This window comes from Mycobacterium lehmannii (assembly GCF_001499925.1).
Taxonomy (GTDB): domain Bacteria; phylum Actinomycetota; class Actinomycetes; order Mycobacteriales; family Mycobacteriaceae; genus Mycobacterium; species Mycobacterium lehmannii.
Genome location: NZ_LQIR01000018.1, coordinates 1 through 24488 on the forward strand (window position 1 = coordinate 1; position 24488 = coordinate 24488).

General features: G+C 67.3%; 17 protein-coding genes and 1 pseudogene. 11 read left to right on the top strand and 7 right to left on the bottom strand.

Annotation, left to right across the window (positions count from 1 at the left end):
* Positions 1-253: pseudogene (locus tag AU192_RS25800) on the bottom strand (DUF4190 domain-containing protein); the annotation flags it as partial.
* A gap of 106 nt (positions 254-359) precedes the next feature.
* On the opposite strand from AU192_RS25800, the gene AU192_RS11690 reads away from it, so the two are divergent.
* The 6 genes from AU192_RS11690 (at position 360) to AU192_RS11715 (ending at position 6053) form a co-directional block, all read left to right on the top strand.
* Positions 360-884 carry a general stress protein gene (locus AU192_RS11690; protein WP_064396250.1) on the top strand — a complete coding sequence of 175 codons (525 nt, stop codon included), beginning with the start codon at positions 360-362 and terminating at the stop codon, positions 882-884.
* A gap of 191 nt (positions 885-1075) precedes the next feature.
* Positions 1076-2479, top strand: a complete 1404-nt coding sequence (locus tag AU192_RS11695; protein WP_064396337.1) for an ABC transporter substrate-binding protein — start codon at positions 1076-1078, stop codon at positions 2477-2479.
* A complete protein-coding gene (locus AU192_RS11700) occupies positions 2476-3405 on the top strand; it encodes a carbohydrate ABC transporter permease (protein WP_165593293.1) in 930 nt (309 codons plus the stop codon). Before AU192_RS11695 ends, AU192_RS11700 begins: the two co-directional genes overlap by 4 nt.
* Complete coding sequence (locus tag AU192_RS11705) at positions 3405-4241, top strand: carbohydrate ABC transporter permease (protein ID WP_064396253.1); 837 nt, start codon at positions 3405-3407, stop codon at positions 4239-4241. Before AU192_RS11700 ends, AU192_RS11705 begins: the two co-directional genes overlap by 1 nt.
* A 4-nt stretch (positions 4242-4245) precedes the next feature.
* Positions 4246-5463 (top strand): ABC transporter ATP-binding protein, encoded by a 1218-nt coding sequence (locus tag AU192_RS11710; protein WP_064396255.1) that lies wholly within the window; start codon positions 4246-4248, stop codon positions 5461-5463.
* Entirely contained in the window at positions 5460-6053 is a 594-nt protein-coding gene (locus tag AU192_RS11715) for a suppressor of fused domain protein (protein ID WP_064396257.1), read from the top strand. Before AU192_RS11710 ends, AU192_RS11715 begins: the two co-directional genes overlap by 4 nt.
* An 87-nt stretch (positions 6054-6140) precedes the next feature.
* On the opposite strand, the gene corA is transcribed toward AU192_RS11715, so the two are convergent.
* Complete coding sequence (gene corA, locus AU192_RS11720; RefSeq protein ID WP_064396259.1) at positions 6141-7220, bottom strand: magnesium/cobalt transporter CorA; 1080 nt, start codon at positions 7218-7220, stop codon at positions 6141-6143.
* Between the two features lie 148 nt (positions 7221-7368).
* On the opposite strand from corA, the gene AU192_RS11725 reads away from it, so the two are divergent.
* The 3 genes from AU192_RS11725 to AU192_RS11735 are packed head-to-tail and all read left to right on the top strand — an operon-like array spanning position 7369 to position 10453.
* Entirely contained in the window at positions 7369-8358 is a 990-nt protein-coding gene (locus AU192_RS11725) for a malate dehydrogenase (RefSeq protein ID WP_064396260.1), read from the top strand.
* 49 nt (positions 8359-8407) lie between these two features.
* Complete coding sequence (locus AU192_RS11730; RefSeq protein ID WP_197696780.1) at positions 8408-9604, top strand: NAD(P)-dependent malic enzyme; 1197 nt, start codon at positions 8408-8410, stop codon at positions 9602-9604.
* A 6-nt stretch (positions 9605-9610) separates the two neighbouring features.
* Positions 9611-10453, top strand: a complete 843-nt coding sequence (locus tag AU192_RS11735) for a glycine betaine ABC transporter substrate-binding protein (RefSeq protein WP_064396262.1) — start codon at positions 9611-9613, stop codon at positions 10451-10453.
* 21 nt (positions 10454-10474) lie between these two features.
* Here the strand turns inward: AU192_RS11735 and AU192_RS11740 are convergent, their stop codons facing one another.
* From AU192_RS11740 to AU192_RS11750, 3 genes are all read right to left on the bottom strand, one after another.
* Complete coding sequence (locus AU192_RS11740; RefSeq protein WP_064396264.1) at positions 10475-11305, bottom strand: SDR family NAD(P)-dependent oxidoreductase; 831 nt, start codon at positions 11303-11305, stop codon at positions 10475-10477.
* Between the two features lie 185 nt (positions 11306-11490).
* The gene (locus tag AU192_RS11745; protein ID WP_231984665.1) at positions 11491-15321 is read right to left on the bottom strand and encodes a multifunctional oxoglutarate decarboxylase/oxoglutarate dehydrogenase thiamine pyrophosphate-binding subunit/dihydrolipoyllysine-residue succinyltransferase subunit; all 3831 of its coding nucleotides are present in this window, start codon (positions 15319-15321) and stop codon (positions 11491-11493) included.
* 196 nt (positions 15322-15517) lie between these two features.
* Positions 15518-16282 carry a hypothetical protein gene (locus AU192_RS11750; RefSeq protein WP_064396267.1) on the bottom strand — a complete coding sequence of 255 codons (765 nt, stop codon included), beginning with the start codon at positions 16280-16282 and terminating at the stop codon, positions 15518-15520.
* 141 nt (positions 16283-16423) lie between these two features.
* On the opposite strand from AU192_RS11750, the gene AU192_RS11755 reads away from it, so the two are divergent.
* Complete coding sequence (locus tag AU192_RS11755; RefSeq protein ID WP_064396269.1) at positions 16424-17716, top strand: multidrug effflux MFS transporter; 1293 nt, start codon at positions 16424-16426, stop codon at positions 17714-17716.
* 85 nt (positions 17717-17801) lie between these two features.
* Positions 17802-19670, top strand: coding sequence for an MFS transporter (locus AU192_RS11760; RefSeq protein WP_064396271.1), 1869 nt, complete (start codon positions 17802-17804; stop codon positions 19668-19670).
* Here the strand turns inward: AU192_RS11760 and AU192_RS11765 are convergent.
* Together AU192_RS11765 and AU192_RS11770 are read right to left on the bottom strand one after the other, a co-directional pair.
* Complete coding sequence (locus AU192_RS11765) at positions 19667-21019, bottom strand: FAD-binding oxidoreductase (protein ID WP_064396272.1); 1353 nt, start codon at positions 21017-21019, stop codon at positions 19667-19669. The two genes, AU192_RS11760 and AU192_RS11765, sit on opposite strands and share 4 nt — an antisense overlap.
* Positions 21019-24444, bottom strand: coding sequence for a TM0106 family RecB-like putative nuclease (locus tag AU192_RS11770; protein ID WP_064396273.1), 3426 nt, complete (start codon positions 24442-24444; stop codon positions 21019-21021). The genes AU192_RS11765 and AU192_RS11770 overlap by 1 nt, the downstream gene beginning before the upstream one ends.
* Positions 24445-24488 lie beyond the last annotated feature (44 nt).

Here is a 24488-nt window from a genome sequence, read left to right on the forward strand (position 1 = left end):
GATAGGCCCCGGGCGGCGGTGGCGGATAGGCGCCTTGGGGCGGCGGGGGGTAGGCCGGAGGCGGCGGATACCCCGACGACGGGTCGTATGCCGGCGGAGCCTGGTAGGGCGAGCCGTACACGGATGGCTGATCGCCCTCGGACGTCGACTGCTCGATCGGCGGCGCCTCGTAGCCGCCGGACGTCTGCTCGGACGCACCCCCGTCGGATTCGGATGGTCCGTTTCGTGCTGCGTCCTCCCCGGGATTTGTCATGCTTGTCAACCTAGCGTAATTCTCGGGCACGATTGCGGCCATCGCGGCGTTGTCCCTTACGAGACAGCAACTTAACGATTTGCGGCAAAGAGGAGAAAGAGGACCGATGACCAGCCCGTTTCAACCTGGAGCAAATCCCGGCGCAACGCCGGGTAGCCCAAATATGGGCCGCGGCCCGGCGGGTCTGCCCACACCGCCGAAGGGGTGGCCCATCGGTTCGTATCCGACGTACGCCGAGGCGCAGCGCGCCGTGGACTACTTGTCGGACCAGGAGTTCCCCGTCCAGCAGGTGACGATCGTCGGCGTCGACCTGATGCAGGTCGAGAGGGTCACCGGTCGACTTTCGTGGCCCAAGGTGCTCGGCGGTGGTGTCCTGACCGGTGCGTGGCTGGGCTTGTTCATCGGCCTGATTCTCGGGTTCTTCAGCCCCAACCCGTGGGCAGCACTGGCCACCGGCCTGATCGCCGGTGTGTTCTTCGGCCTCATCACATCGGCGATCCCGTATGCGATGGCACGCGGCACAAGAGATTTCAGTTCCACGCTGCAACTCGTCGCGGGCCGCTACGACGTCCTGTGCGATCCGCAGAACGCCGAGCGCGGACGGGATCTGCTGGCGCGCTTGACCATCTGAGGTCCGCGCGCGATCGGTAGCAGAGGCACCATCACCGGTACGGCGTATGCGCAGTTCGCGATTGCGTAACGGTGTGCGACGCGCGCCGTCGAGGTGTTGCAAACCACATGCTTGTGGCAATACGGTTTGCGCGCGGGAGATTCCCGTCGGTGACATCACGCGGACGGAGGCGGGTGGTGCGCTTCCCCAGCATGCGCGGCGGCCCACGACGGATGGGTGCTGCGGCGATTGCTGCGCTGACGACGGCGTCAACGCTGACGGCGTGTGGTTCCGACAGCGGCGGCATCGTCATCAACTACTACACGCCCGCCAACGAAGCGCAGACCTTCACCGCCGTCGCCGAGCGGTGTAACGAACAGCTCGGCGGCCGCTTCCGAATCCAACAGATCAGCCTGCCCAAGAGCGCCGACGATCAACGGCTCCAACTCGCGCGGCGGCTGACCGGAAACGACAGAAGCCTCGACGTCATGGCCCTCGACGTGGTGTGGACCGCCGAATTCGCCGAAGCCGGTTGGGCGTTGCCGCTCTCTGACGATCCAGCCGGCCAAGCCGAAGCCGATGCGAGGGCCAATACGTTGCCGGGCCCGCTGGAAACGGCCATGTGGCAGGACAAGCTGTACGCCGCGCCGATCACCACCAACACCCAATTGCTTTGGTACCGAGCCGATCTGATGGCGCAGCCACCAACAACATGGGACGACATGGTGGCCGAGGCGACGCGGTTGCACGCCGCGGGTGAGCCGAGCTGGATTGCGGTACAAGGAAAGCAGTACGAAGGCCTGGTCGTGTGGTTCAACACCCTGCTCGAAAGCGCGGGCGGTCAAGTGCTTTCCGACGACGGCAAAACCGTCACGTTGACCGACACACCCGAACACCGGGCCGCCACCGTCAAGGCGCTGCAGATCATCCGCAACGTCGCCACCGCACCAGGCGCGGACCCGTCGGTGACTCAGACCGACGAGACCACCGCACGGCTGGCACTCGAACAGGGCAAGGCGGCGCTCGAGGTGAACTGGCCCTACGTGCTGCCGTCGCTCCTCGAGAACGCGATCAAGGGCGGGGTGTCGTTCCTGCCGCTGGACGAAGACCCCTCGCTGGCCGGCAGCATCAACGACGTCGGCACGTTCTCGCCCAGCGACGAACAGTTCGAGACCGCCTTCGAGGCGAGCAGAAAGGTCCTTGGGTTCGCCCTGTATCCGGGCGTGCGACCGGGCGAGGCGGCAAGGGTCACCATCGGCGGCCTCAACCTCGCCGTGGCGAAGACGACGCAGCACAAGGCCGAGGCGTTCGAAGCCATCCGATGCCTGCGCGACGTGGAAAATCAGCGGTACACCTCCGTCGAAGGCGGGCTGCCCGCGGTGCGCACGTCGCTGTACAGCGATCCGGCGTTCCAGGTGAAATATCCGCAGCACGAGATCATCCGCGAACAGCTCACCAACGCCGCGGTGCGTCCCGCCACACCCCAGTACCAAGCGGTTTCCACCCGCATCTCCACCACGCTGGCTCCGATCACCGACATCGACCCGGAGCGCACCGCCGACGAGCTCACCGAGCAGGTGCAGAAGGCCATCGACGGTAAGGGGCTGATCCCGTGACCGCCCCACCGGCGACCGCGACCGCACCGGTGCCGAGCGCGACCGGCAGCGACGACACTCGCTCGGAACGGAAGCTGGCATTCCTGCTCATCGCGCCGGCCGTCGTGTTGATGCTCGCGGTGACCGGCTACCCGATCGCTTACGCGGTGTGGCTGAGCCTGCAGCGCAACAACATGGCCGCACCCGACGACACCGAGTTCATCGGGTTGGAGAACTACGTCACCATTCTCACCGACCAGTACTGGTGGACAGCCTTTTTCGTCACGCTCGGTATCACCGTCGTCTCGGTGGCCATCGAATTCGTCCTCGGCATGGCGCTGGCACTGGTGATGCACCGAACCATCTTCGGCAAGGGCGTCGTGCGAACGGCCATCCTCATCCCGTATGGCATCGTCACGGTCGCCGCGTCCTACAGCTGGTACTACGCGTGGACACCGGGCACGGGATACCTGGCGAACCTGCTGCCCGAGGGCAGTGCCCCACTGACCGAACAGCTTCCGTCGCTGGCGATCGTGGTGCTCGCCGAGGTGTGGAAGACGACGCCGTTCATGGCGCTGCTGCTGTTGGCCGGATTGGCGCTGGTGCCACAGGATCTGCTCAACGCCGCCCAGGTCGACGGTGCAGGCGCCTGGAAGCGGCTGACCAAGGTGATCCTGCCGCTGATCAAGCCGGCGATCCTGGTGGCGCTGCTGTTCCGCACCCTCGACGCCTTCCGGATCTTCGACAACATCTACATCCTCACCGGCGGGGCCAACAACACGGGCTCGGTGTCGATTTTGGGATACGACAACCTGTTCAAGGCGTTCAATGTGGGCCTCGGCTCGGCGATCAGCGTGCTGATCTTCCTGTGCGTGGCGATCATCGCGTTCATCTACATCAAGATCTTCGGTGCCGCGGCGCCGGGGTCCGCCGAGGAGAATCGCTGATGGCTGAGCGGGTCGGTGCGTCGCGGGTGACGGGTTGGACGATCGTCAACGCGCTGGTTATCGTCTACGCGCTCTTCCCGGTGCTGTGGATCCTGTCGCTGTCGCTCAAGCCAACCTCAAGTGTCAAGGACGGCAAGCTGATTCCCGCCGAGATCACCTTCGACAACTACAAGGCGATATTCCAGGGCAACATCTTCACCTCGGCGCTGATCAACTCGATCGGTATCGGCCTGATCACCACGGCCATCGCAGTGGTGATCGGCGGGATGGCTGCGTACGCGGTGGCGCGCCTCGACTTCCCCGGCAAGAAGCTGCTGATCGGCGTCTCCCTGCTGATCGCGATGTTCCCCCATATCTCGCTCGTCACACCGCTTTTCAACATCGAACGCGCGGTCGGCCTCTTCGACACCTGGCCCGGCCTGATCATCCCGTACATCACCTTCGCGCTGCCGCTGGCGATCTACACGCTATCGGCGTTCTTCCGGGAGATCCCATGGGATCTGGAGAAGGCGGCCAAGATGGACGGTGCGACACCCGCGCAGGCGTTTCGCAAGGTCATCGCCCCGCTCGCCGCGCCGGGCATCGTCACCGCCGCGATCTTGGTGTTCATCTTCGCCTGGAACGACCTACTTCTCGCGCTGTCGCTGACCGCCACCGAACGCGCGATCACCGCGCCGGTGGCGATCGCGAACTTCACCGGCAGTTCGCAGTTCGAGGAGCCGACCGGATCGATCGCGGCGGGCGCGATGGTCATCACCATCCCGATCATCATCTTTGTGCTCATCTTCCAACGACGGATCGTCGCCGGACTGACATCCGGCGCGGTGAAGGGGTAGTTCCATGGCCGAAATTGTGTTGGACCGGGTGACGAAGAGTTACCCCAACGGCGCGACGGCCGTCCACGAATTGTCGATGACGATCGCCGACGGCGAGTTCATCATCCTCGTCGGCCCGTCGGGATGCGGAAAGTCGACCACGCTCAACATGATTGCGGGCCTGGAGGACATCACCTCCGGTGAATTGCGCATCGGTGGCGAGCGCGTCAACGAGAAGGCACCCAAGGACCGTGACATCGCGATGGTCTTCCAGTCCTACGCTTTGTACCCCCACATGAGCGTTCGGCAGAACATCGCGTTTCCTCTCACGCTGGCCAAGCTGAAGAAGGACGAGATCGCCCGCAAGGTCGACGAAGCCGCGAAAATCCTTGACCTGAGCGAGCTTCTGGACCGCAAACCGGGGCAGCTGTCCGGCGGTCAGCGGCAACGCGTCGCGATGGGCCGCGCGATCGTGCGTGATCCCAAGGCCTTCCTGATGGACGAGCCGCTGTCGAACCTCGACGCCAAGCTCCGTGTGCAGATGCGCGCGGAGATCGCCCGCCTGCAGGACCGGCTGGGCACGACCACCGTCTACGTCACCCACGACCAGACCGAGGCGATGACACTGGGCGATCGCGTGGTGGTGCTGCTTGCCGGGGTGGCCCAGCAGATCGGAACGCCCGAGGACCTCTACAACCGCCCGACGAACCTGTTCGTCGCCGGTTTCATCGGTTCGCCTGCGATGAACTTCTTCAGCGCGACGATCACCGACGTCGGCGTCCGGCTGCCCTTCGGCGAGGTCACCCTCACCCAGGAGAATTACGACCTGCTGGCCCGGCGCAACGCGCCGAGAAACGTGATCGTCGGCGTCCGGCCCGAGCATTTCGAGGACGCCGCGGTGCTCGACGGATATGCGCGCATCCGCGCACTGACCTTCGACGTGACGGTTGACATGGTCGAGTCGCTGGGCGCCGACAAGTATCTCCACTTCAAAACCGAAGGCGCCGGGGCGCATTCGGCGCAGCTCGCCGAGCTGGCCGCCGAGTCAGGCGTCGGCGAGAACGAGTTCGTGGCACGGGTTTCGGTCGATTCGACCGCCAGACAAGGCGACACGATCCAGTTGGCGTTCGACACGTCGAAGCTGGTGGTCTTCGACCCCGAGACGGGCAACAACCTCAGCCTGCCCGAGGCCGATGCGCCTGCCGATTCACCCGCGGGTTCAGCCGCGCCGCCGGCCGAGTGATCGACGTCCCCGCGAAGGTCCGCACCCACCTGCGCGAGCATTTCGCCGGGCAGGGCATCGATTCCGAGCCCGACGAGGCCAGCGTCACGTTCCTTGGCACCGAGACCATCGGCGTGCTCCGATTCGGGCCGGGCCCCGACGGAGTCATCCACTATGTGTCGCTGGGCTGTTCGCGTCATCCGATGTTCGACCCGACCGAGATGGTCACCGACGTCGTGCACGGTCCTCGCGCGGAGGTGATTGTCGCCCTTCGCGGACCCTCGCCGCGGGGACTGCACCGGTCGATCGCGATCGTGGCCGCCGCGCCCGCGGTGGAAGGGCTCGTCCTGGCGCCCGATGCGTTGATCGACCTCGAGACACCGCTGTGGGAGAACACACCGTTCACCGCGTTCCTGTTGAGCAACAGCGAAATCGACGATGTACCGTTGGCCGACCCGCTTGAACCGGTGAAGGTGTTGGGCGCCACGCCGATCACCGCGACCGAAGCCGCGTGGGTGCGCCTCAAGGGTGCCGACGCGATGCGCGAGGCGTGGCAGCAGGACGGCGTCGACGTGCTCGACCCGGCACGTCGGGCGGCCAAGCCGAGCTGAGTTGAAGCCAGCGCAAGCGGTCGCGAAATTGCGTTCCAGCAGAAGAAGGTCGAGTACGGGCCTGCTGGAACGCCATTTCGCGCAAAATCAGAGCCAGTTGTTACTACGGAACGTGCGATACAGCAGCGTGCATACCGTTGCCATCAACAACAGAACCGCGGGGTAGCCCCACGACCAGTCCAGTTCAGGCATGTGGTCGAAGTTCATGCCGTAAACACCCGCGATGGCCGTCGGTACCGCGGCGATGGCCACCCACGCCGAGATCTTGCGCATGTCGGTGTTCTGTTGCATCGCAACCTTGCCGAGTGCGGCCTGCACCAACGACGTCAGCATCTCGTCGAAGCTGGCGATGCGGTCCGAGGCCTTGGTGTTGTGGTCGAACACGTCGCCCATATAACGACGCACCTCGACTGAGACGAGGTCGTCGTGATCGGACAGCAGTCGTTGCAACGCCAGCGTGAGCGGGCTGACCGACCGGCGTAGCTCGACGACCTCCCGCTTGAGCAGATAGATGTATTCGACGTTGGTCTGGCGATTCGGCGAGAAGATCTCTTCCTGCATCGCGTCGACGTCGGCTTCGACGAGTTCGGTGACCTCGAGATAGCCGTCGACGACATGGTCGGCGATCGCATGCATGACGGCGTAGGGCCCCAATTCGGCCAGACCGGGGGAGGCGTCGAGGCGGTGACGTACGCTCGCCAGTCCGCTGTGGTCTCCGTGGCGCACGGTCACCACGAAATTCGCGCCGGCGAAAATCATGATCTCGCCGGTCTCCACGATGTCGCGCGCGTTGGCTACCGATTCGTGCTCCACGTAGTTGACGGTCTTGAGCACCAGGAACAGGGTGTCGTCGTAGCGCTCCAGTTTGGGCCGCTGATGAGCATGAACGGCGTCCTCAACCGCCAGCTCGTGCAGGCCGAACACCTCGGCCACCGACTGCATCTGGGCCTCGTCGGGTTCGTGCAACCCGATCCAGACGAACGCCTTCTTGCCGTCGCGCTCCACTTCGCGCACCTCGTCCAGTGCCGCCGCGGTGGAATATGTGCCCGCCAGCCGGGTGCCCTGACAATAGATGCCGCAGTCGACGGTGACGTTGGTCACCGGTGCGTGGCCGTCGGCGCCGATAGCTGGCGTGGACGCTTGACGGGTCGGGCGAAATGAGGGCACTGGGTCGCTCCCCCCGGGCGGACGGGGCCCAGGTATTGGGCCGTGGTAGATGCTACGCGGCTGGGCGCGTCGGCTGCCTGCTAGTTTCGTTCCCGACGCAATCCGCCCGCGGTGCGGGCAACGTACATCTGTCCAAGGAGCATCTGACGTGAGCACAACTCCCCTCAAGGTCGCAGTCACCGGTGCCGCCGGCCAGATCGGCTACAGCTTGCTGTTCCGCCTCGCGAGCGGGTCACTGCTTGGCCCCGACCGGCCGATCGAACTGCGGCTCCTCGAGATCGAGCCGGCCCTCAAGGCGCTCGAGGGTGTGGTGATGGAGCTCGACGACTGCGCGTTCCCGCTTCTTGCCGGCGTTCAGATCGGCGCCGACGCGAACAAGATCTTCGACGGTGCGAACCTGGCGCTGCTCGTCGGCGCCCGCCCCCGCGGCCCGGGCATGGAGCGCAGTGACCTGCTCGAGGCCAACGGCGCGATCTTCACCGCCCAGGGCAAGGCGCTCAACGAGGTCGCCGCCGACGACGTGCGCATCGGGGTGACCGGCAACCCCGCCAACACCAACGCGCTCATCGCGATGTCCAACGCCCCCGACATCCCGCGTGAGCGGTTCTCGGCGCTGACCCGCCTCGACCACAACCGGGCGATCAGCCAGCTGGCCCGCAAGACCGGCGCCAAGGTCACCGATATCAAGAAGATGACGATCTGGGGCAACCACTCGGCCACCCAGTACCCCGACGTCTTCCACGCCGAGGTCGGCGGCCGCAACGCCGCCGAGGTGGTCAACGACCAGAACTGGATCGAGAACGACTTCATTCCGACCGTCGCCAAGCGCGGTGCGGCGATCATCGACGCCCGCGGTGCCTCCTCGGCGGCGTCGGCCGCCTCGGCGACCGTCGACGCGGCCCGGGACTGGCTGCTGGGCACGCCCGCCGACGACTGGGTGTCGATGGCGGTGTACTCCGACGGTTCCTACGGAGTGCCGGAGGGCCTGATCTCGTCGTTCCCGGTAACGACGAAGGACGGCGACTGGTCGATCGTGCAGGGCCTGGACATCGACGATTTCTCCCGCAGCCGCATCGACAAGACGACGGCCGAGCTCGCCGACGAGCGCAAAGCGGTCACCGATCTCGGCCTGATTTGAGGCAGCGGGCGATTAGGTTACCTACCAGTTCGTCGTTAACCTGGGCGCCGTGTCGCAAGCGGTGAGAGACCTTCCATTGACCGGATCCAACATCGTCCTCAGCGATGAGGAGATCTTCGCGGCCCACGTAGGCGGCAAGCTCTCGGTAGCGCTGAACGCGGCCCTCGACACCGAACGGGCGTTGTCCGTCGCCTACACGCCGGGCGTGGCCCAGGTCAGCCGTGCCATCGCCGCCGACCACACGCTGGCCGCCCGCTACACGTGGGCGAGCCGAATGGTGGCGGTGGTCAGCGACGGCAGCGCGGTGCTGGGGCTCGGTGACATCGGCCCGGCGGCGTCGCTGCCGGTGATGGAGGGCAAGAGCGCGTTGTTCAAGGCGTTCGCCGACCTGGACTCGATCCCGATCGTGCTCGACACCAAGGACACCGACGAGATCGTCGAGACCCTGGTCCGGCTGCGTCCGACGTTCGGGGCCGTCAACCTCGAAGACATCTCGGCCCCGCGATGTTTCGAGATCGAGCGGCGCCTGGTCGAGGCGCTGGACTGCCCGGTCATGCATGACGATCAGCACGGCACCGCGATCGTCGTGCTGGCCGCCCTGCTGGGTGCGGCCAAGGTCGTCGATCGCGAGATCGCCTCGCTTCGGGTCGTGGTCTCCGGCTGCGGCGCGGCAGGCATCGCGTGCGCGAAGATCCTGATGGCGGCGGGCGTCAGCGACATCACGCTGCTCGATTCGCAGGGCATCGTGCACAAGGGTCGCCAGAACCTCAACTCCTACAAGGCCGACCTGGCCGAGTCGACCAACCCGCGCGGGCTGACCGGCGGGCTCGCCGAAGCGCTCGAGGGCGCTGACGTGTTCCTGGGGCTGTCCGCCGGCGTGGTGCCCGTCGACCTGGTCGCCTCGATGGCGCCGAACTCGATCGTGTTCGCGCTGTCGAATCCGGATCCGGAAATCCACCCCGACGACGCGAGCCGGTACGCGGCCGTCGTCGCCACCGGGCGCAGCGACTTTCCGAACCAGATCAACAACGTGCTCGCCTTCCCGGGCGTGTTCCGCGGTGCGCTCGACGCCGGTGCGCGCCGTATCACCGAGCGGATGAAGGTGGCCGCCGCCGAAGCGATCTTCTCGGTCGTCGGGACCGACCTCGAACCCGATCGCATTGTGCCGAGCGTGCTCGACCCCCGGGTCGCCCCCGCGGTCGCACAGGCGGTCGCCAGTGCGTCCCGCGACGCGTCGGGAGGCTAGACGCAGGTGGGCCGGCGGCTGGCGCTGGCGCTCGTCGCGGTGATCGTGGCGAGCACCGCAGCGTGCGGCGAGGACACCGAGCGGCCGTCGATAGCCGTCGGCGCCACACCCGATCCGGAGTCGACGTTGAGCGCCCACCTCTATGCCGCCGCGCTGCGCTCGTACGGCAACCCCGCTCACGTCAAGATCGAGGACGACCCGCTGACCGGGCTGGACACCGGGGCCGTCCGCGTCGTGCCCGGGCTCACCGGACGGTTGCTGGACCGGTTCAATCCCGAGTCGGCGGCACGGGCGCCGACGCAGGTGTACCGCGAGATGGTCTCCGCGCTGCCCGAAGGCGTCGCGGCGGGGGACTACACCACGTCGGCGGAGGACAAGCCCGCCCTAGCGGTCACCGAGGCGACCGCCGGAAAGTGGGACGGGCGCGACGTCACCGCCGCGGTGCGCAACTGCGACGGGCTGACCATCGCCGCGGTCGCCGACGCACCCCGTCCGGAGACGATCGGCACGTGCGAACCCAACGTGACTGAATTCCCCGACAGCGACGCGGCTTTCGATGCTGTTCGCTCCGGCCGGTTCCCCGCCGCGTGGACGACGACCGCGGCTCCCGGCATCCCGCCCGAACTGGTGATGCTGTCGGACCGTACGTCGCTGATCCGCGCGGAGAACCTGGTGCCGCTGTCTCGCCGCAACGGGCTCAACGAGTCACAGGTGCTCGCGCTCAACGAGGTCGCAGGCGTGCTGGACACCGCGGCGTTGGCCGAGATGCGCGCCGAGGTCGCCGACGGCGCGGATCCAGGCCACGTGGCCGACGCGTTCCTGGCCGAACACCCCCTCGGCGACTCGTAGACGTTCGAGAGCGCCGCAGCCTCAGTGGCTGTTGGGCACGAGACGCTTCATCACCGACAGGAACAGGCGCTGATAGCCCGAACCGGTGAGCCGCACGATCGCGTCGAGTATCTTCGCGTCGGCCCCGACCAACACCCGCGCCCGGTCCTTGCGGACACCGTCGAGGATGATTTTCGCGGCCTCCTCGGGCGTGGTCCGTGTCAGCCTGGTGTCGAACGTTTTGGTCAGGCCCTCGCGGTCGACGCCCTCAGCGGCCGTCGAGTTGCGCATGATCGCGGTCTTGATCCCGCCCGGGTGGATGGTGGTGACCTTGACCGGATGGCCCGCGGCCTGCATCTCCTGGCGCAGCGCCTCGGTGAACCCGCGGACCGCGAACTTCGCCGAGTTGTATGCCGCCTGACCCGGAACCGAGAAGATGCCGAACAGGCTCGACACGTTGACGACGTGCCCGTCGCCCGACGCGATCAGATGCGGCAGGAACGCTTTCGTGCCGTTGACGACGCCCCAGAAGTCGACGTCCATCACCCGTTCGATGTCCTTGTACGGCGTCACCTCGACATCGCCGACATACGCGATGCCTGCGTTGTTGTAGATCTGGTTGACCTTGCCGAAGTGCTCGACGACCGCGTCGGCGTACAGCTCGAAGGCCTCACGCTCGGTGACGTCGAGGCGGTCGGTCCTCACCGGTGCGCCGATCGCCTTGAGCCGCTCCTCGGTCGCCGCCAGACCTTCGGCGTCGACGTCGCTGATCGCCACACTCGCACCCGACTTGCCCAGCTCGATCGCCAGCGCCTGTCCGATACCCGACCCGGCACCGGTCACCACGGCGACTTTTCCGGCGAAGCCCTGCATAACCACTCCCTCGTGTTGCTGCCGTCAAGAGGCTAGCCGGTACCGCGGGTCCGCCCACTAACGGGTTGATCGCCCTGACGTGAGGTGCGGGCAATCAACCGGTTAAGGCCCGCCGAATGCGAAGGCGAAGGCTCAGGCGAACGCCTCGTGCAGGTTGTCGTCTCCTCGGCGCCCGCCTTCGTTCCTCAGGCGAACGCCTCGTCGATGATCTCCTGCTGCTCGACGGCGTGCACCTTCGACGAGCCCGACGACGGCGCCGACATGGCCCGCCGCGAGACGCGCGTGATGCCGGTCAGCTTCTCCGGAAGCACCTCCGGCAACGTCAGCCCGAACGTCGGCCACGGACCCTGGTTCGCCGGTTCCTCCTGCACCCACAGGTACTGCTCGACGTTGGGGTAGCGGTCCAGCGTCTCGGCCAGCCGGCGCCGCGGCAGGGGGGCGAGCTGCTCGACGCGCACGATCGCCACGTCGTCGCGCTCATCCTTCTTCTTGCGCGCGGCCAGCTCGTAGTAGAGCTTGCCGCTGCACAACAGCATCCGCTTGGCCTTGTTGCGATCCCCGTCGCCGTCGGTGTAGGTCGGCTCCTCGAGGACCGAGCGGAACTTCTGCTCGGTGAAGTCGCGGATGTCGCTGACGGCGGCCTTGTTGCGCAGCATCGACTTCGGCGTGAACACGATGAGCGGCCGGTGGATGCCGTCCAGGGCGTGACGCCGCAGCAGGTGGAAATAGTTGGCCGGCGTGGACGGCATCGCGATCGTCATCGACCCTTCGGCCCACAACAGCAGGAACCGCTCGATGCGGCCCGACGTGTGGTCGGGGCCTTGGCCTTCGTGACCGTGCGGCAGCAGCAGCACGACGTCCGAACGCTGGCCCCACTTGGCCTCGCCGGAGCTGATGAACTCGTCGATGATCGACTGCGCACCGTTGATGAAGTCACCGAACTGCGCCTCCCACAACACCATTGCGTCGGGGTTGCCGACCGAGTAGCCGTACTCGAAGCCGACGGCCGCGAACTCCGACAACGGGGAGTCGTACACCATGAACCTGCCGCCGGTCGGGTTGCCGTCCTTGTCGACGGTCAACAGATCCAGCGGGGTGAACTCCTGACCCGTCTTGCGGTCGATGATCACCGAATGGCGCTGGGTGAACGTGCCTCGGCGGGTGTCCTGCCCCGACAGCCGCACGGTCTTGCCCTCGGCGATCAGCGAGCCGAGCGCGAGCAGCTCGGCGAACGCCCAGTCCACCTTGCCCTCGTAGGCCATCTCGCGGCGCTTCTCCAGCACGGGCTTGACGCGCGGGTGCACGTTGAAGCCCTCGGGCACCGACAGATGGGCGTCGCCGATCCGCGCCAGCAGCGACTTGTCGACCGCGGTGTTCGTACCGGCGGGCACCATCTGGTCGGCTTCCACCGAAGCGCTCGGTTCGATCTCGTGTTTCTCGAGTTCGCGCACCTCGTTGAAGACGCGTTCCAGCTGGCCCTGGTAGTCGCGCAGCGCGTCCTCGGCCTCTTTCATCGAGATGTCGCCGCGGCCGATCAGCGCTTCGGTATAGCTCTTGCGCACACCGCGCTTGACGTCGATCGCGTCGTACATCCGCGGCTGCGTCATCGACGGGTCGTCGCCCTCGTTGTGCCCGCGGCGGCGGTAGCACAGCATGTCGATGACGACGTCCTTGTGGAACTTCTGCCGGAAGTCGACCGCGAGCCGGGCCACCCACGCGGCCGCTTCGGGGTCGTCGCCGTTGACGTGGAAGATCGGCGCACCGACCATCTTGGCCACGTCGGTGCAGTACTCCGAGGACTTGGCATCGGACGGCGATGTGGTGAAACCGATCTGATTGTTGACGATGATGTGGATCGTCCCGCCGACGCGATATCCCCGCAGCAGCGCCAGGTTCAGCGTCTCGGCCACCACACCCTGACCGGCGAACGCGGCGTCGCCGTGCAGCATCAGCGGCACGACGCTGAACGCCCCGGCGCCCTCACCGTCGCCGTCGCCCCCGTCGATCACGTCCTGCTTGGCGCGCACCAGGCCCTCCAGGACCGGGTCGACGGCCTCGAGGTGCGACGGGTTGGCCACCAGCGACACGTCGATGTCGTTGTCGCCGAACATCTGGATGAACCTGCCCGACGCGCCCAGGTGGTACTTCACGTCACCGGAGCCGTGCGCCTGCGACGGGTTCAGATTCCCTTCGAACTCGGAGAAGATCTGCGAGTACGGCTTGCCGACGATGTTGGCCAGCACGTTGAGCCTGCCGCGGTGCGGCATGGCGACGACGACCTCGTCGAGCGCGTACTCGGCGCACTGGTCGATCACCGCATCCATGGTCGGGATGACCGTCTCCGCGCCCTCCAGCGAGAAACGTTTCTGGCCAACGTACTTCGTCTGCAGGAATGTCTCGAACGCCTCGGCCGCGTTGAGCTTGCTCAGGATGTACTTCTGCTCGGCGACGGTCGGCTTCTCGTGCTTCTTCTCGATGCGCTCCTGCAGCCACTGCTGCTGCTCGGGTTCGAGGATGTGCGTGTACTCGACGCCGATGTGGCGACAGTAGGAGTCGCGGAGCAGCCCCAACACGTCGCGCAGCTTCTTCTCGTCGGCGCCGGCGAACCCGTTGACCTTGAACTCGCGGTCGAGGTCCCACAGCGTCAGCCCGTGGGTGAGGATGTCCAGGTCGGGGTGGCTGCGGAAGCGGTTCTTGTCCAGCCGCAGCGGATCGATGTCGGCCATCAGGTGGCCGCGGTTGCGGTAGTCCGAGATCAGCTCGATGACTCGGGCGTTCTTGTCCTCGACCGAGTCCGGGTTGTCGGTCCGCCAGCGCACCGGCTCGTACGGGATGTGCAGCTCGCGGAAGATCTCGTCGAAGAAGTCGTCGTCGAGCAGCAGTTCGTGAATGGTGCGCAGGAAGTCACCGGATTCGGCGCCCTGGATGATGCGATGGTCGTAGGTCGACGTCAGCGTGACCAGCTTCCCGATACCCAGTTGGGCGATGCGTTCCTCGCTGGCGCCCTGGAACTCGGCGGGGTACTCCATCGCGCCGACGCCGAGGATCGTGCCCTGGCCGCGCATCAGCCGCGGCACCGAGTGCACGGTGCCGATGGTGCCCGGGTTGGTCAGCGAGATCGTCACGCCGGAGAAGTCGTCCATGGTCAGCTTGCCGTCGCGGGCCCGCCGCACGATGTCCTCGTAGGCGGCCACGAACTGGCCGAAGCCCATCGTGTCGGCCTTCTTGATCGCGGCCACCACCAGTTGCCGGTCGCCGTCCTTGCGTTGCAGGTCAATGGCCAGGCCCAGGTTGGTATGTGGCGGGGTGACCACGTTGGGCTTGCCGTCGATCTCTTCGAAGTACCGGTTCATGCCCGGGAACTTCTTGACCGCCTGCACGAGCGCATACCCGATGAGGTGGGTGAACGAGATCTTTCCGCCGCGGGTCCGCTTGAGGTGGTTGTTGATGACGATGCGGTTGTCGATCATCAACTTGGCTGGGACCGCGCGAACACTGGTCGCGGTCGGCACCTCCAGCGACGCCGCCATGTTCTTCACGACGGCCGCGGCCGCGCCGCGCAGCACCTGAGTCTCGTCGTCGCCGCCCGAATCTTCGGCCTCGGCGTCCTTGTCCTTGGTCTTGGCCTTGGCCTCAGCGCCCTTGTTCTTGGGCTCCGATTTCTTGGCCGACTCCTTCGCGGGCTCCTTGTCCTTGGCGGGCGCCTTGGCCGGTGCCGACGACTTTGATCCCTTGCTCTTGGAGGCGCCGGCGTCGGATTCCTTCGCCTTGGTCTCGTTGGCTGAGGTCTCCTTGGCGGGGGTCTCCTTGGCGGGCGGGGCGGCGCCGTTGCCGCCGGACTGCTTGGGCGCGGGCGCGGGGGCAGGCTCCGGCGGGCTCACCGGTCCTGCGCTGCGCTGACCGTTGCCGCTGCGAGCCTGACTCTCCGAGGAGGTCGGCTCAGGGGAGTAGTCGACAAGGAATTCGTGCCAACTGGGATCTACCGACGAGGGATCCTCGCGGAACTTGCGATACATCTCCTCGACCAACCACTCGTTCTGTCCGAATGGTGAAGGTGAGCTCACGGTAGCTACTCGCCTCAATTCTTCGCTTCACGCGAGCGCATCTGAAACGCTCGCCAGGTTCTGTACGGATTACCCGCATTCCGCCGACTAAAGGCTAGCGCCGAAGCATCGGCCAGACCACGACAACGACCTTCCCGGCCATGTGCCGCTAGTCCTTGGACGCGGGCAGCATGTGCACCACCGTCGGCCATCGCGGTGGCGGGGTGCCGAACGCGCTGTGCGCATTGTCGATGATTCGTTTGCCCATCAGGCGGTTGCCCACACCGCCGACGACCGCGCCGACGCCGACGGGCAGCGTCTTGCCGAACGCGAGCGCGCCTCGCTTGAGGGTGTAGCGCTTGACGAAATATCTCAGCAGGCGCGAGTTCAGCTGCGACAGCGCAGGCAGCGGGAGGGTGGCCGCCCCGTCGGCGACCCAGGCGCCTCTGGTGCGGCCGCGGCCGACCAGGTCGGCGATTGCACGCTTGCTGTCCTCGCCGACCAAGACCGCCAGCACGAGCGCGCGACGCCGCTCCTGGTGCTCGGCCGGAATTCCGTGCACCTCGGCTACGGCGAGCACGTACAACGCCGTCGCTTCCAGGAAGACGACCGTCTCGCCGGCCACCGACGCCATCGCGGTCAACGTCCCGATGCCGGGGAACGCGGCAGCCGACCCGACGGCGGCGCCGCTGGCCATCACCGCGCTCAGATAGCGCTTCTCGAGTTTCTTGATGACCTCGGCCGGCGCCGCGTGCGGGTCCTGTTCGCGCAACCGGTCGACGTACGCCTTGACCGCGGGAGCTTGCACGCGCGAGCCGCGCTCGATGATGCGGGACAGCGCCTTGGCGGCGACGCTCGGATCTTCGCCGGAGCCCGCCTTGTCTCCCGGGCTGCCCGCCGGTAACTGGCTCTTGGCCTTCGACCGGGCACTCATGGGGCCTCCTGTCCGAACGACTCGTTTCAGGCTATCGCTTCGGCTAACGAACGACGGCGTCGGTGAGTGCCCCGGCCGTGATCGCGCTCACCTTATGCCGGGCAGGGAAGAAAATAATGAGAAGCGGCGCTCTTCATTCCCATGGCACCATCATCGGCTGTGGATCTGACGACTGCCCCGACTCCGATTCAGGAGGGCACGTCTGTCAGCCGCATCCGGATGATCGTCGTATTGGGCGTCATGGTGGCGCTGGGCCCGCTGACCATCGACATGTACCTGCCCGCGCTGCCGAGGATCGCCGAGGAACTCGGGGTGTCTTCCTCGATCGCGCAGCTGACGCTCACCGGGACGCTCGCCGGGCTGGCGCTCGGCCAGCTGGTCGTCGGTCCGCTCTCCGATTCGCTGGGCCGCCGCCGCCCGTTGATGGCCGGGATCGTGCTGCACATGATGGCCTCGCTGATGTGCATGTTTGCGCCCAACATCGAGGTGCTCGGGTTGGCTCGGGCGCTGCAGGGAATGGGCGCCGCAGCGGCCTCGGTGGTCGCGGTCGCCGTCGTCGGCGATCTGTTCACGGGCTCGGTCGCGGCCACGGTGATGTCACGACTGATGCTGGTGCTCGGCGTGGCGCCCGTCCTGGCTCCGTCGTTGGGCGCGGCGGTCCTGCTGAAGGCCTCCTGGCACTGGGTGTTCGCCGCTCTGGTGCTGTTGGCGGGATTGTTACTGGTCGTGGCGGCGACGGCCCTGCCAGAGACGCTGCCGGTCGCGCATCGTCGCCCGCTGAAGGTGCGCGGTATCGCAATGACGTACCTGGAGTTGCTGCGCGATACCAGGTTCGTAGTGTTGGTGCTAGTCGCGGCGCTGGGCATGTCGGGGCTGTTCGCCTACATCGCGGCGGCGCCGTTCGTCCTGCAGGGTCGCTACGGCCTGGATCAGCAGGGGTTCGCGCTGGTCTTTGCCGCCGGCGCGATCGCGCTGATCGGCGCCACGCAGTTCAACGTCGTCTTACTGCGCCGGTTCCGGCCGCAGACCATCGTGCTGTGGGCCCTGACCGTGGCCTCGCTGGCCGGTGCGGTCTTCGTCGGGATCACGGTTGCCGACGTGGGCGGGGTGGCCGGATTCGTCGTCCCGGTGTGGGTGCTCCTGGCCGCCGTGGGCTTCGTCATCCCGAACGCGCCGGCGCTGGCGTTGACCCGGCATCCAGACGCCGCGGGCACCGCGGCCGCTCTGCTCGGCGCGGGACAGTTCGGTCTGGGTGCTGCGATCGCCCCGCTCGTCGGTGCCCTCGGCAACGACGAGTTCGCTCTGGCCGCGGTGATGACGGTGGGTATGGTGATCGCGTTGCTCGCGCTCATGGCCGTCGGTGTGTCGGCGGCCGGACGCGCGGGCGACTCCGAACGCGATGTCACCGCCGACGTCGTGCCCGAGCCGGCCTGACGCTTCGCAGCGCGTGGTCCCGCCTTGTCGGGATCGACCACGCTCCGTAGCGTCGGCGGCATCGCCGAGTGCTAGTCGACCCAGAATGTTGTCAACGCTTTTCACCAGGCAGAACACGTCAACGAACCCGTGGCATGCGCTGTGGGCGATGATGGTCGGCTTCTTCATGATCCTGGTGGACGCGACGATCGTCGCGGTCGCCAACCCGTCGATCATGGCCACGTTCGGCGCCAGCTACGACGCCGTCCTGTGGGTCACGAGCGCCTATCTGCTCGCATACGCGGTGCCGTTGCTGGTGGCGGGCCGCCTCGGTGACCGGTTCGGCCCCAAGAACCTGTACCTTCTCGGCCTCACGGTGTTCACCGTCGCCTCGCTGTGGTGCGGACTGTCCGACACGATCGGGATGTTGATCGCCGCGCGGGTCGTGCAGGGCTTCGGCGCGGCGCTCCTGACGCCGCAGACCCTGTCGACGGTCACCCGCATCTTCCCCGCCGAACGGCGGGGCATGGCGATGAGCGTGTGGGGGGCGACGGCCGGGGTCGCGACGCTGGTCGGTCCGTTGGCCGGCGGGATCCTGGTGGACGCCCTCGGGTGGCAGTGGATCTTCTTCGTCAACGTGCCGATCGGGGTGGTGGGCGTGGCGTTGGCGCTGCGGCTGGTGCCCGAGCTGCCGAGACAGAGGCAGCGACTCGACGTTGCGGGGGTGATCCTCTCGGCGGTCGGGTTGTTCCTCATCGTGTTCGCCCTGCAGGAGGGGCAGGCGAACAGGTGGACCCACTGGGTCTGGGGCCTGATGGCGTTGGGCACCGGGGTGGTCGCCGCGTTCCTGTTCTGGCAGGCAGCCAACCGCAACGATCCGCTGCTGCCGCTCGAGATCTTCCGCGACCGCGACTTCTGGCTGTCGACATTCGGCGTCGCGACGATCGGGTTCGTCGTGACCGGGATGATCGTGCCGGTCATGTTCTACGCGCAGGCGGTGTGCGGGTTGTCGCCGACGCAGTCGGCGCTTCTGACCGCGCCGATGGCGATCGCCACAGGTGTGCTCGCGCCCGTCGTCGGACGGATCGTCGATCGGTGGCACCCACGCCCGGTGGTCGGATTCGGGTTCTCGGTGCTGGCGATCGCGTTGACCTGGCTCTCCCTGGAAATGGCGCCCGCCACTGCGATCTGGCGGCTGGTGTTGCCGCTCACCGCGACGGGGATCGGGATGGCGTTCATCTGGTCTCCGCTGGCCGCGACGGCTACCCGCAATCTGCCGACCCGGTTGGCCGGTGCGGGTTCGGGTGTCTACAACACCACCCGCCAGGTCGGGGCCGTGCTGGGCAGCGCCAGCATGGCGGCGTTCATGACGTGGCAGGTCAACTCCGAGATGCCGCCGTGGGCCGATCCGGCTCAGGGTGATGCGGGTGCGACGCAGTTGCCGTCGTTCCTGCACACGCCGTTCGCGGCCGCCATGTCGCAGTCGCTGTTGTTGCCCGCGTTCGTCGCGCTGTTCGGTGTGCTCGCCGCGGTGTTCCTAGTCGGCTATGCGCGCCGCCCACCAGAGGGACCCGCCGCCGTCGAACCAGTCGACGAGCCCGACGACGACGAGGCGTTCGTCGACGACGATGACGACTACGTCGAGTACACCATCGACTGGGACGACGGCTCTGCGTCATGGGTTCCCGCCGAGCGGGAACCGGCGACCGAGCCAATGCCCGCGCGCGATGAGCGCCCGCCCGAGCAGTCCGACGACTCGTGGCGCGCGATTCTCGACCAACTGCTCGCCGACATTCCGCCAGCGCCGCCCGCCAAACCCGCAGCCGATCCGATCGGGCTCTCGCACAACGGCTTACACGTCGAGAACGAGCGGCGGCTCACATCGCTGGAATCGGCCCGGCCGGACGGCGAGGCCTATCGCCACCGCGGGGAGTCCCGTTCCAGCGGCAGGCATGCGCGCGACGACCGCGACTAGTCGAACAGCACCGCGGGGTTGAGGTAGCCGGACGGGTCGAAGGCCGCCTTCACCGTCCGCATGGCCGCGATATCGGCGTCGGCGCGCGACATTGCGAGGTACGGGCGCTTGCGGGTGCCGACGCCGTGCTCGCTGCTGACGTTGCCGCCGAGGTGGGCGATGAGATCCATCATCGCCGAGTACAGGGCTTGTTCGGCTTGGCTGTCGAGCGTGCACCGCACGAGGTTCAGGTGCAGGCTGCCCTCGCCGACATGACCGAACAGCACCGGAATCGCTTCGGGCGCATGGCGGCCGACGAGTCGAACCGCATCGGCGGCGAACTGCGCGATGGCCGAAAGCGGAAGCGAGACGTCGAACTTCAGCGGCGGGCCGTACACGCCGAGCACTTCGGCGATGGCCTCGCGCACCTGCCAGAGTCGTTGCTGTGCGGCTGTGTCGACGCCGACGGCGGGTTCCCCGCACAGGTCTGCGCCCTCGATCGCGTCGGCGAGTCGATCGGTCTGGTCGGTGTCGCCCGCCAGTTCGATCAGAAGCTGCCAGGCGCCGTCGACGGGCGCGGGCACCCCGGCGTGCTCGGCGGTCAACGCGCTGGCGCGCGCGTCGATCAATTCCAGTGCGGCGATGCCGTCCAGGTCGCGGAAGATCCGTCCGGCGGTGACGAGCGCGTCGAGGTCGGCGAACCCGCAGATCGCGGTCACCCGGTGTGGCGGTGTGGGGTGCAGTCGCAGATCGAGCGCGGTGATGACGCCCAAAGTGCCTTCCGCGCCGACGAACAGCGACGCCAGGTCGTAGCCGGTGTTGTCCATCCGCACCCGGCTGTGCCGGTGCACGACCGAACCGTTGGGCAGAGCCACATCCAAGCCGATCACCTGCTCGCCCATGTTGCCGTAGCGGACGGTGCGCAACCCGCCGGCGTTCGTCGACGCCATCCCCCCGACGGTGGCGGTGTCGCGCGCGGCCAGGTCGACGCCGAACACCAGCCCTGCCTCGCCGGCCGTCCGCTGCACCTCGGCCAGAGTCACTCCGGCGCCCACCGAGATTCGGCGTTCGGTGATGTCGACGTCACCGATGTCACGCAGTCGCTCGGTCGACAGCAGCACGTCGTCGTGTTCGGGAACGGTGCCCGCCACCAGCGATGTCCGTCCGCCCTGCACGGTGACGTAGGCACCAGCGTCGCGGCAGGCCCGCAGTACGGCGGCGACCTCGTCGGCCGACCCCGGCCGCACCAGGGCGCTGGCCCGGCCGCGGTACCGCCCGGTGTGGTCGACGACGCGTGCGGCGAGCACATCGGGATCGCTGCTGACGTAGGCCTTCCCGACGATCTCGGCCAGCCGCTCGGTCAGGCTCATCACGTCGGTGTGTCGCTCGCGCCCAGCGACAGGAACGCTCCCAACTCGATCAAGCGGTCCGGTGTGCTCGGCAGATACTCGGTGAGCACCTCCGAACGGACGATCACGCTGAGGTACTTCGCGCGGCTGACCGCGACGTTGAGTCGATTCCTGTTGAGCAGAAACGATATTCCGCGCGGCACATCGTCGATGGAGGACGCCGTCATCGATACGAACACCACCGGCGCCTGCCTGCCCTGGAACTTGTCCACGGTGCCGACCGCGACGTCGGGCAGCCCGGCGTTCTCGAAATAGTGACGCAGCAGCAGCACCTGGGCGTTGTAGGGGGCGACGACCAGGACGTCCTTCTGGGTCAGCGCGCGGGCGCCGTGCTCGTCGGTCCAGTCGCTGCCGAGCAGCGTCAGTGTCGCCGCGACGATGGCTTCGGCCTCTTCGGGGCTGCTCGTGGAGTTGCCGTCGTGGGGGATGGACACCACACGTACACCGGGAGCTTGTCCGTGAAGGCGGCGCGCTGCCGGGTGGCCGTTCGCGGACTGCAGCCTGCCCTCGTAGGCGAGCCGGGATACCGGGGCGCACACCGCGGGATGCATCCGGTGGGAGCGGTCGAGGAAGTAGCCGAATTGTTCGGGCAGAGTGCGGTTTTCCTGCACCAGCCAGCCCAGCACCGATGCGTCGACCGGCTCGGGATGGTGGCCCTGGCTGACCTGAGGCAGCTGTTGCGGGTCGCCCAGCAGCATCAGGTTGTCGGCCGCCCTGGCCACCGCGATGGTGTTGGCCAGGCAGTACTGACCCGCCTCCTCGATCACCAGCAGGTTCAGGCTGCGGGCCTGGACGCGAGTGTCGTTCGCGAAATCCCATGCGGTGCCGCCGATGACGCAGCCGGCGTGGTCGGCGATGAACGCCGCATACTCGTCCTTGTCGATCGCCCGACAGCCGACGTCGTCGGGGCAGTCCTTCTTGGCGATGCGCTCGGGGTCCACGCCTGCCTTGATCAGGTCGCGAAAGAGGTTCTCCACCACCGCATGTGACTGCGCCACGACACCGACGCGCCACTGGTGGTCGTTGACCAGGCGGGCGATGATCCGGGCGGCCGTGTACGTCTTGCCGGTCCCGGGTGGGCCGTGCACCGCCAAATATGACGAGTCCAGGTCGAGCACCGCGGCGGCGATGTCGGCGGTGACATCGCCGGTGCGGGGCAGAAGGGCGCCGCTGCAGGTGCGCGGCGGCCGGCGCAGCAGGATATCGACCACCGCCGTGCGCGGCAGATCCGGTAGCGCAGCGGCGACCTCGGCGGCCGCGCTGTCGATGGCCTCACGTAACTTCTTGTTGGGCACGATGTTTCGCGGCGTCAGCGCGAACGGGGTCTGCGTGAACGTCCCGGCAGGGGTCTCACGTTCGCAGATCACCACCCGGGTGGGCGGGTCATCGACTTCGATGACGTCGGCGTTGCCGGCCGCGCGCCGGTCCGCGTTGTCCGCCATGCCCGCGGGCGACGGCGGCTCATACAGTGCGAACACCTCTCTGCTGACGTCACCGCCCTCCAGTGCCCCGGTCAGTTCCAGCCAGCGCTGCTGTTTACGGGCCCGCGTCGACGGCAGATGCCAGTCCTTGACCACGGCCACGCCGTCGGCGTCGACCAGGAACACGTCGTTGGTGTCGCCCCACTCGTCGACAGGACTGTTCAAGCGGTCGAAATGCGCCCACCAGAACGGCTTGTCCTCGCGGCGGTGATATCCGCGCGCGGCGGCCAACAATGCCACGGCCGTCTGCTCTGGACTGCGTTGGGCCACACCGTCCCCGGCAAAGTCCATCAGCGTGCGCGCCAGGTGATCGGTGTCCTCGACGGCGACGCTCTGGGTGACCGGCTGCGGCCCGAGCGGCGGGACGCTCGACTCGATTGCGATCTTGATCAGCCAGTCGCGCAGCCGATGTGTCGATCGGCAGTCGTAGCGGTTGTAATCCTCGATCTTCTTGAGCATGTTGTCGGCTTCGTCGTGACGACCTTCGGCGCGCAGCTCACAGAACCGCGCGTACATCGTGATCGACTCCGTGGCGGTGGTGACGTCGCCGGTGCGCAGTTCGGAGCCCATGTACAGCGGCTCCAGGGACTTCAGGCTGTAGTTCTCCGTGCCGACGCGAATACTCTTGCGCACCAACGGATACAGGTCGACCAGAACACCGCTGCGCAGCAGGTCGTCGACCTCGTCCTCGCCGACCCCGTAGCGGCCGGCCAACCGGAGAAGCGCCGTCTTCTCGTACGCCGCGTAGTGGTAGATGTGCATCTTCGGATACCGCTTGCGGCGCTGGCGCACCAGCTTGAGGAAGTCGACAAGGGCCTTGCGCTCACTCGGACGGTCGTGCGCCCACAGCGGCCGGAAACCGCCGCCGACCTCGAGCACGCCCCACATGTACTCCAGGCCCCACTCGCGACCGTCGGCGCTCCACAGCGGGTCACCTTCGAAGTCGAAGAACAGGTCGCCCTTGTCGGGGTCGGGTAGCAGGGTCAACGGTTGGGCGTCGACGATCTGATACGGCGGCTTGCCGTCCACCCGCGGCGCCAGCTGCAGCCTGGCCTGCTCGCGCAGCGCGGTGAGGGTCCGGGCCGGAAGCTCGGCGACCGGTCCTTCGTGTCGCGCGAGTTCGGCGACCGTGCTGATGCCGGCGTCGAGCAGGCGCGCCCGTTGGCTGACCCGCATGTTCGCCACCAGCAGCAGGTCGTCGCCGGCGCGGACCTGGGCCTCGCATTCCGGGCAGCGGAAGCACGCGCGCACGGTGTCGTCGGCCCAGTCGACCGGCTCGCCCGACGCGAAGTGGTCGTCGAGCAGCCGCTGCAGGGCTTCGCGCCGCGGGCGGTAGACCGGGAGCAACTCATCGATGCGGTAGCTCGCGGTGGCGCCGTCGCCCAGGATCAGCTCGACCTCCTCGGCCACCGGCACACCCGCGGCCGTGAGCGTTTCGGCGTAGGCGGCCAACTGCAGCAGCGCCTCGACCTTCACCGAGCGCGCGAGCTTGGTGTCGCGCAATCGATACCGCTCACCGTCGGCGTCCCGCTCCAGGATCAGGAAGTCGGCGAAGCCGACGAATCGGCCGTCGAACATCGCGGCCTGGTAGATCACCTCGGCGCGGCGCTCCACAGCACGACGCGTCTGCTCGGCGGCTGCGGTCAGCCCGTCGACCGTGTACGGCGGCCTGCCGATGATGGCGACGTCGGCCCCGTCGCGCAGCAGGTCGAGGTGCCGCTGTTCATGCTCGTCGCCGAGCTGAGCCGTCCTGGCCAACAGCTCGTCCTCGCTCGCGACGGCAGGACCTCGTCCGAGCTTGGCGTCGAACGCGCGCAGCAGCGCGTACTCGCAGCGGGCTGCCGCTGCGAGATCGGATGCGCTGTATACGACGCGGGTTTCGGCGCCCTCGGAGGCCACGAACACGCTGCCACTGTATGTGACCCGGACGACACATTCCGGCTCCCTCG